Raw genomic sequence first — 8,683 nt, forward strand, 5'->3', positions numbered from 1 at the left:
TATGAGATAGCTAATTATTTATGTTGATTTTCGCGTTCTGCGCTAACTTGTAGAAATGCATTTACGAAACGGAACATTTTTTGAGCTTGAGGATCTTTTAACAATTTCAAAAGACCGAATAGGCCGATAACTTCATTGCTTGCATCAGCGCGATCTTTTGCTTCGATTACCGTTGCAGCAAGATCTTTCACTTTATCTTTTACAGGACCGGCAATTTCTTTGATCGCACCAACCGTATCACTTTTCAGAACATCGTCTGTAGCGACAGCTTGTGCAAAATCATACGATTTTGTTAATACATTAACCAGCTCGGTTAATTTCGGCAATTGTTGTACCAGCGCGTTCAAGGATTCTTGCACCTCTGGTTTCAATAGCTGATCGAGTACATCATTTTGCTTTTGGCTAGCAGATACTTCACTTACTTCAGTTACTTCTTGTTCGGGTTTAGCTTGGGTGATTGTCTCTGACATATCAATTCTCCTTTGCAGTAAGCATAGTGCTTTGATTCACAAACAATAATAAAAGCCACTAAGTTGCCGACTTAATGACCATGATCCACAAATGTATAGAATTATAGAACCACCTTTGTCATCAAAGCTGCTATAGTTTCTACCTCATTGTTATATTTTGTTGCTGTTAAATTAAATATACGACTGATTTCTTTGAATGTCTAATAGAAAATTGTGATAAATATTACAATGTAATCTTATTACCAGAAACACCCAGTGGATTTCATGCGTTTAGTAGGGGGAGGTGTACTATGAAAAAGATATCTGTTTGGCTTGTAACCATCGTATTTCTGCTTATCTTATGCTGTTCCGATCTGTCCACAACGATACCTAAAAAATACCCGTTTACGGAAGCGGTGAAACAAGGCGATATCATTTATTTCAAGCTCCTATTTGGGTACGGGCGATAAGCTGCCTGAGGAATCGACCGCTTATTACCTGAGTGGTTGCTCCGATACAGAAAGCGAGAAATTGGTGTTGGCCTACATTCCATAGATCGCGATAGGCATACAAGTCAAATCCGGAGAGAAGTATAAAGATAAGGCTCAATTCAGGATGCTGGAAGCCGCGTTAAAACCTGGGAAGTACCGCTTGGTCAAAAGCTTTAACTCTGGAGATCAGGAATTCAAGCTGGCTGCAGAATTTGAAGTGATCGCCGATGCATAAGCTGATTATGTGTATCTTTTCACGTAGCAGATGGAGCTCAAAAGGCGCTTTTTTTCTTTAAAAGTCATATTGACATTTATACAGACCAGGAATACTATGATATTTGTCATAACGAACAGTTCCACTGCGAACAGTTTAACAAGTAAAGTTTTTAGAACGTGTGAGGAGGCCTATTATTCAATGATCTCATTGGATGAGAAAAGCAAACTCGCAGCTCGGGTATTAGAATCCTATTGGAACATTAGTAAGGCAACCATCAAGATGGCCCAGTCGAATGCAGCTTCCTTTGGCATGACGTTACAACAAATGTCGATTCTCAAAACGTTGCTCGCATCACCGGATCTTACACTAAAAGAACTCACAGGACGGCTCGTATCCTCCAAAAGCACTTTGAGTGTCAATATCAATGGGTTAGTCCAAGCCGGCTTGGTCATCCGCGAAATTCCAAAAGAAAACCGCCGTGAAGTGAAATTAACGCTGACGGACAAGGGGAAAGAGCTAGCGAGACGAATCATTTCAAATGCCGTGTCAAGCCGTGTGATGATGAAAGTGTTAGACAGGTTGAGTGAGGAAGATGTTCAATCCATAGTACGTATTAATACCGAGGTGTTGAATCATCTGGGGGAGAGCCCAGAGTCACCGTTCACAAAGTTGTAACAAATGGTTTACTTTTCTTACTTTTTGTTATAAACTATAAATATATTATTAAGCCCCACCCAATCGTACCGATGCAAGAACCATAATGAAACAGACACAGAATGAAAATTTATGCCTGCTGATCTATGATCCGCGCTTTACTTACGGTCTGGGTACCTTCCAGAACTAACATGAAGGTAAATAATATGTTTAACTAGGGGCTGTTCCATGTGGAGCGGCTTTATTTATTTAGATATAGAAACATACTGTAGGAGGAAGAGAGATATGGATGCAACAACCGTTGTTTTATTTGGAGCAACAGGGGATTTAGCGAAAAGAAAAATATACCCTGCGTTGTACAATTTGTATTTGGATCACAAAATGCCGGAATCATTTTCGGTGATTGGCTTAGGTAGAAGAGATTGGTCTGATGCGTTTTTCCAACAACAAGTGAAGGATTCATTAACTACGTTTTCGAGAAGAGCCATTGATCCAGCTGGTTTGAATGCCTTTATCAGCGCTTTCCGTTACAGCGTGTTAGATGTAGATCGTCCTGAAGACTACAAGACACTTCTTCAACTCGTGGAACAACGCGAGAAAGAATTGAATATTCCCAGCAACCGGATGTTCTATCTATCCGTGGGTCCAGAGTACTTTGACACCATTGCTTCCAATATTAAATCAAGCGGCTTAGGGTCAACACAAGGCTGGAAACGTCTGATTATCGAGAAACCTTTTGGTCGTGATTTGAAATCAGCTCAAGAATTAAATGAGAAGTTAAGTAAATCGTTCGAAGAGGATGAAATCTTCCGTATTGACCACTATCTAGGGAAACCTATGGTGCAGAACCTTGAAGTTCTTGAGTATTCGAACCCTGTGATTCATGCATTGTGGTCGAACCGTTACATTGCGAACGTACAGATTACTGCGGCAGAGACCGTTGGGGTTGAAGAAAGAGCTGGATACTATGACAAAACGGGAGCCATTCGCGACATGTTCCAGAACCATATGTTGCAACTGTTGATGATGACGGCGATGCAGCTTCCTAAACAAAGCACACCCGAAGAAGTGCGCCGCAAAAAGAAAAATGTCATGGAATCGCTTCGCCCATTAATCAAAGAAGATATCGCGTCGAATATTATTCGCGCTCAATATACAGCTGGTGAACTTGCCGGCAAGCCCGTACAAGGCTACAAAGATGAGCCAGGCATCAAAGCCACTTCACAGAATGATACGTTTATTGCAGCGAAGCTGTGGATTGACGATTACTTCTGGAAAGGCATTCCGTTCTATATTCGTACAGGCAAACGCATGAAAGAAAAATCAACTCGTATCGTGATTGAATTCAAAGAACCATTAGAACAATATAACGAGCCGCATCATGAGTCTGCACAACCGAACCTTTTGATCATTGACATCAACCCGAATGAAGGCATCGCACTTCAATTGAACAGCAAAGATTCCTTAAACCAAGGACAATTCATTCCGGTCCGTGCGAATGCATTCACGAATGCCAAAGAAATGCCTGAAGCTTATGAGAACTTGATCTTCGACGCGATGAGAGGCGATGCAACCTTCTTCGCGCATTGGGATGAAGTTGAATTGTCATGGAAATGGGTGCAACCCATTCTTGAAGCCTTTGAAGAAGGCATCATTCCTCTTCAATCGTATGCAGCAGGTTCGAATGGACCGCAAGCAGCGCATGATCTTCTAGGCAACCACAAATGGTGGTTAGACACAGAACCTACGCCGGCTGCGACTCCCACTCAAGCAGAAGATCGCGAATTAAGCAGAGTGTAATTATTTTCAACATCATAGATAAATAACAACCATTTGGAGGGGTACCATAATGAAAGTAGGATTAGTTGGATTAGGAAAAATGGGTTTGAACTTAGGACAGAATTTGATCGACAACAAACATGACGTGGTTGCATTTGATTTGAATACAAGTGCAGTGCAAGAAATTTCCACATATGGTGCGAAGGGCGTTTCGACATTGGCAGAGCTTGTTCAATCGTTAGAAACACCGCGTATCGTGTGGATCATGGTACCGCATAAAGTTGTAGACTCGGTTATCGATGAGATTTCACCGTTATTGTCCAAAGGCGATATCGTGATTGAAGCAGGGAACTCCCACTACAAAGAATCCATCGAACGTCACAGCAAATTGCAAGAAATTGGCGTAAGCTTTATGGATGTAGGTACTTCGGGCGGTATGGAGGGTGCAAGACACGGCGCTTGTTACATGATCGGTGGCGATCCTGAGGCATGGGCGATTGTTGAGCCTATTTTCCGTGATACATCGGTAGAGAACGGATATCTGTATGCTGGTAAATCCGGTAGCGGTCACTTCTTGAAAATGGTCCACAACGGTATCGAATACGGGATGATGGGCGCGATTGGTGAAGGATTTGAAGTATTAGAGAAAAGTGACTTCGATTTTGATTATGAAAAAGTAGCTCGCGTATGGAACAACGGTTCTGTTATTCGTTCATGGTTAATTGAATTGATGGAACGTGCTTTCTCTAAAGATGCGAAACTGGATGAAATCAGAGGGATCATGCACTCTTCCGGTGAAGGGAAATGGACGGTTGAGACAGCATTCGATCTTCAAGCTGCAACGCCAATTATCGCGATGTCTTTGTTAATGCGTTTCCGTTCTTTAGAAGAAGATACGTTTACAGGGAAAGTCGTTGCTGCACTGCGTAATGAGTTTGGCGGACATGCTGTTGAAAAGAAATAAAATGATGTTATTGCAAGTTTGAATATGTTATTATGAATATATTAAAACGAAAAATAAAAAAGTGGAGGTAAGTCATCATGAAATTTTTTATTGATACTGCTAACGTAGAAGATATTAAAAAAGCGTACAAAATCGGTGTTTTGTCGGGTGTGACAACAAATCCTTCCCTTGTAGCTAAAGAAGGCGTGAAATTCGAAGATCGCATCGAAGAAATTTTGAAATTGGTTCCTGAAGTGGAATCCGTATCTGCAGAAGTAACTCCAGATGCCGTAACAGCGGAAGATATGATCGCTCAAGCGAACGAATTGATCAAAATCAACGGTGGAGACAAGAACATCACCATCAAACTTCCAATGACGATTGCAGGTCTTGAAGCTTGTCGTTACCTAACTAAAAAAGGCGTTAAAACAAACGTAACATTGATCTTCACAGTGAACCAAGCGTTGTTGGCAGCTCGTGCAGGTGCTACGTATGTATCTCCTTTCTTGGGTCGTTTGGATGACATTTCTGAAGACGGCGTATTGTTAGTAGCTAAAATCGCTGAGTTGTTCCGTATTCATAACTTGGATTCACAAATCATTGCTGCATCTGTTCGTCACCCTGACCATGTTACACGTGTAGCGATGGCTGGTGCGCACATTGCGACAATTCCTTATAGCGTAATTGAGCAACTTACGAAACATCCACTTACAGATCAAGGTATTGAGAAATTTGCTGCAGACTGGGCAAAAGCTCCTAAAAACTAATGCCTAAACAGAAAAACGGTCATGTGCTGAAATTTGAGGACGGAACGTATTTCATCGAACAGGAACCCTTCACAACCGTACATCTTGATGAAGCTGAGATCTATTATAAGTATTTTGATTTGATGGAAGCTCAAGCAAGGGCGTTACGGAATACTGGGCATGAGGCACGCATGGTGAAGGTAACCTTTTCTATCACCGACATCTCAGAGCAGTGAAGACTCCATAGGGATTGTTGAAGGTTAAGAATCCGCCCTTGTGCGGATTCTTTTTTGTACTTGTAGTGCACAAGGAGAGAAACATTGTGGGGAAATTATCGAAATCACAAACCCTAATCCTGCTCATATTCCTCATCACGGTGTGGGGAATTAATTGGCCGTTATCGAAGATTGCACTCGCGCATACACCCCCGGTTTTATTTTCAGGGTTAAGAACCTTATTGGGAGGCTTATTACTGCTCATTGTCGCTATTCCAAGATATAAACACCTCCGCTTTCGCGAAACATGGTTTATCTACCTCATTTCCGCTGTTGTGAATGTCATCCTGTATTACGGATTGCAGACGATTGGGTTGAATTATTTGCCTGCGGGCTTATTCTCCGCCATCGTATTCTTGCAGCCCGTGTTGGTTGGTTTATTCTCCTGGATGTGGTTGGGCGAATCGATGTATGGCTTGAAGGTCCTTGGATTAGTCCTTGGATTCGCAGGCGTTGGGGTGATTAGCAGCGGTAGCGGCGTGTCAGGGCATATTTCCGTGTCAGGTATCTTATTAGCGTTAGGTTCAGCATTGAGTTGGGCGTTGGGCACCGTATTTGTGAAAAAAGTAGGTCCTTCCGTGGATGCAATCTGGCTGGTTACGCTGCAATTAATCACAGGCGGTCTTGTTATGACGCTCGGCGGTTCTGTCGTGGAAAGCTGGTCGGATATCGATTGGAACGTGGCCTTCGTACTTTGTTTATTATTTATTTCAATTTTTGTGATTGCGATCGGATGGATCGTCTTCTATAAGCTCATCGATTCAGGTGAAGCAAGTAAAGTAGCTTCCTATACCTTTCTGATTCCATTAGTTGCGATTATCATCGGTACTTTGTTCTTGAATGAACCGTTTACGCTATCGCTTGTGATTGGACTGGTACTTATTGTTGGGAGTATTTATTTCGTGAATCGAAAACCGAAAAAACTTGAAATACTTTCTGAAAAACCGGATGCAATGTGATGAATTTCACTTTACAATCCTAGATAACGGGTATATATTTTTAATTACAATCTTTCAAAACTAATATTATCAAAAGAATAAGGATCTTCGGGGTAGGGTGCAATTCCCAACCGGCGGTGATGTTCATGATGAACGAGCCCGCGACTCCTCTAGCTGACAGCAGCACGGGGGACTGACTTGGTGCGAATCCAGGGCCGACGGTACAGTCCGGATGGTAGAAGATCATCAAGTAAGCGTGTATGAGGTGCAATAGCACTTCGGCAGGTTTATTTGGTCGGCCCCGTATGCGTGTATTTAAGACGCTGCGGGGCTTTTTGCCGGTTCCTTTATTCAGAGGGAGAACAATCATGAACAACGTATCAGAAGTATCCGTTCAACGGACGGAGCGTGTCAAATCAGGATTTTGGCTTGTTGTATTGGGAGCAGCGCTTTGGGGAATCGATCCGCTGTTTCGCATCATCTTATTGGAGTCACTGACTTCTACACAGATCGTGTTGTTAGAGCATATTATTCTATTCTTGGTTGCAGCTCCTGTATTATGGCGCAATCGTTCAGATTTGCGGGGATTACGGATGACGCACCTCATTGCACTTCTCTTTATTTCATGGGGAGGTTCAGCTTTGGCGACAATCCTATTCACGCAAGGATTAGCACATGGGAATTTGAATGCTGTATTATTGCTGCAGAAGCTCCAGCCGTTATTTGCGATTGTGATGGCTAGAATTATTCTTAAAGAGATGTTGCCGAAGTATTTTGGTTCCTTATTCGTTCTTGCGATTTTCGGTACCTATTTGCTCACCTTTGGCTGGACATTACCTTTAGAACAAATGAATGACTTCGTTCAGGTAGGCAGCTTGTTGGCACTGGGGGCCGCAGCATTATGGGGTGGTTCGACGGTTATGGGCAGCTACCTTCTCCGCTCGATGAAGTATGAGACTGTTACCTCATTGCGTTTCATCCTTGCTTTGCCTTTGCTCTTTATGATTACATTATTCGAAGGGCATGGATGGAACCTGTCGATGGGAGCAGGGGCAGCCTTTGCCGTAGGAATTAATTTGCTCCTACAAGCGTTATTGCCAGGATTACTTAGCTTGTTACTATACTATAAAGGGCTTAGTTCAACAAAAGCTTCTTATGCGACACTTGCGGAGCTGAGCTTCCCCATGGTGGGCGTATTGATTAACTGGGTTGTCTTCCAACAGGCTGTAACGATCACACAACTATTTGGCTTCGTATTGATTTGGTTCACATTGTTCTATATCTCTCGTCAGAAGCAGGAAGCTGAAGTTCTCGCTTAGTACGAACATATCGCTTTCTATTATAGAAGGAATACGGCAGACAGGTTGAAGTTGAACTTGTGTGCTGTATTCCTTTTTTTGTAGTTGTATATAATGAAGTGAAAATTGAGGGATCCTTCTTAGCGGGTTCAATTAAACTAATAATTGAACAGATTTTAGAATGGTTGATGTGGAGAGATCGAGAGCTGTGATCGGGAAGGGATGAGAAGTGATCTAGAAGGGATTGAGAGCTGATCGAGACGTGATTATGAAGTGAATGGGAAGTAACTGAGAAATGATCGTGAGGTGATTGAGACATAGTCGTGGGCAGATTGCGTTAGCATGTTAGGTTTGTTTACTGATTGTCATTTTTTACAACTTGCAGACCTTGGATTATTCATGGTATATTGTTATTCCAGCCGCTTGAGAGAGCGATGGAAACCAAATATCATGATTTTTACTTCAAAAAAAGAAATAAAAAAAGCTTGCATTACTGAAGATAACATGATATGATATAAAAGTTGTCACCGAGAAACACTGGTGAGAACGAAACGAAAGAAATTGATCTTTGAAAACTGAACAACGAGTGAATTAAAGCATTAACGATTTTTTAATTGCCTTTATAGGCGGTTGAAAATATCGAAATAAAGAACTTTCGAGTTCTTGTCAGTTAGTTTTAAATGAGCAAGTCAAACACTTTAATGGAGAGTTTGATCCTGGCTCAGGACGAACGCTGGCGGCGTGCCTAATACATGCAAGTCGAGCGGAGTTATTCCTTCGGGGATAACTTAGCGGCGGACGGGTGAGTAACACGTAGGCAACCTGCCTGTAAGACTGGGATAACTACCGGAAACGGTAGCTAAGACCGGATACACGATTTGATCGCATGATCG

The 8,683-nt window shown here is 42.3% G+C and carries 10 protein-coding genes, 1 rRNA gene and 1 riboswitch; of the genes, 10 read left to right on the forward strand and 1 reads right to left on the reverse strand.

Annotation, left to right across the window (positions count from 1 at the left end):
* Nucleotides 1-14: 14 nt before the first annotated feature.
* On the reverse strand, nucleotides 15-470 hold the full coding sequence (locus tag BVG16_RS29150) for a DUF1641 domain-containing protein (protein ID WP_078502719.1): 456 nt from the start codon (nucleotides 468-470) through the stop codon (nucleotides 15-17).
* A gap of 290 nt (nucleotides 471-760) precedes the next feature.
* Here BVG16_RS29150 and BVG16_RS32990 point away from each other — a divergent pair, with 290 nt between their 5' ends.
* From BVG16_RS32990 to BVG16_RS29190, 10 genes are all read left to right on the forward strand, one after another.
* On the forward strand, nucleotides 761-919 hold the full coding sequence (locus BVG16_RS32990) for a hypothetical protein (protein WP_158081833.1): 159 nt from the start codon (nucleotides 761-763) through the stop codon (nucleotides 917-919).
* 97 nt (nucleotides 920-1,016) lie between these two features.
* Nucleotides 1,017-1,175 carry an immunoglobulin-like domain-containing protein gene (locus BVG16_RS34145; RefSeq protein WP_408635395.1) on the forward strand — a complete coding sequence of 53 codons (159 nt, stop codon included), beginning with the start codon at nucleotides 1,017-1,019 and terminating at the stop codon, nucleotides 1,173-1,175.
* A 180-nt stretch (nucleotides 1,176-1,355) separates the two neighbouring features.
* The gene (locus BVG16_RS29155; RefSeq protein ID WP_158081834.1) at nucleotides 1,356-1,832 is read left to right on the forward strand and encodes a MarR family winged helix-turn-helix transcriptional regulator; all 477 of its coding nucleotides are present in this window, start codon (nucleotides 1,356-1,358) and stop codon (nucleotides 1,830-1,832) included.
* Nucleotides 1,833-2,096: 264 nt separating this feature from the next.
* On the forward strand, nucleotides 2,097-3,611 hold the full coding sequence (zwf, locus tag BVG16_RS29160; RefSeq protein ID WP_078502721.1) for a glucose-6-phosphate dehydrogenase: 1,515 nt from the start codon (nucleotides 2,097-2,099) through the stop codon (nucleotides 3,609-3,611).
* 49 nt (nucleotides 3,612-3,660) lie between these two features.
* Nucleotides 3,661-4,554 (forward strand): phosphogluconate dehydrogenase (NAD(+)-dependent, decarboxylating), encoded by an 894-nt coding sequence (gnd, locus tag BVG16_RS29165; protein ID WP_078502722.1) that lies wholly within the window; start codon nucleotides 3,661-3,663, stop codon nucleotides 4,552-4,554.
* A gap of 77 nt (nucleotides 4,555-4,631) precedes the next feature.
* Complete coding sequence (fsa, locus tag BVG16_RS29170) at nucleotides 4,632-5,300, forward strand: fructose-6-phosphate aldolase (RefSeq protein WP_078502723.1); 669 nt, start codon at nucleotides 4,632-4,634, stop codon at nucleotides 5,298-5,300.
* Nucleotides 5,300-5,515: a hypothetical protein gene (locus BVG16_RS29175; RefSeq protein ID WP_078502724.1), complete on the forward strand. Its 216-nt coding sequence runs from the start codon at nucleotides 5,300-5,302 to the stop codon at nucleotides 5,513-5,515. The genes fsa and BVG16_RS29175 overlap by 1 nt, the downstream gene beginning before the upstream one ends.
* 86 nt (nucleotides 5,516-5,601) lie before the next feature.
* Nucleotides 5,602-6,513 carry a DMT family transporter gene (locus BVG16_RS29180; RefSeq protein WP_078502725.1) on the forward strand — a complete coding sequence of 304 codons (912 nt, stop codon included), beginning with the start codon at nucleotides 5,602-5,604 and terminating at the stop codon, nucleotides 6,511-6,513.
* 79 nt (nucleotides 6,514-6,592) lie between these two features.
* Nucleotides 6,593-6,740: riboswitch (FMN riboswitch) on the forward strand.
* Nucleotides 6,741-6,860: 120 nt separating this feature from the next.
* Nucleotides 6,861-7,811: a DMT family transporter gene (locus BVG16_RS29185; RefSeq protein WP_078502726.1), complete on the forward strand. Its 951-nt coding sequence runs from the start codon at nucleotides 6,861-6,863 to the stop codon at nucleotides 7,809-7,811.
* Nucleotides 7,812-8,488: 677 nt separating this feature from the next.
* A 16S ribosomal RNA gene (locus tag BVG16_RS29190) occupies nucleotides 8,489-8,683 on the forward strand; the annotation flags it as partial.

The organism is Paenibacillus selenitireducens (assembly GCF_002021565.1).
In the GTDB taxonomy this organism is placed as follows: domain Bacteria; phylum Bacillota; class Bacilli; order Paenibacillales; family Paenibacillaceae; genus Paenibacillus_K; species Paenibacillus_K selenitireducens.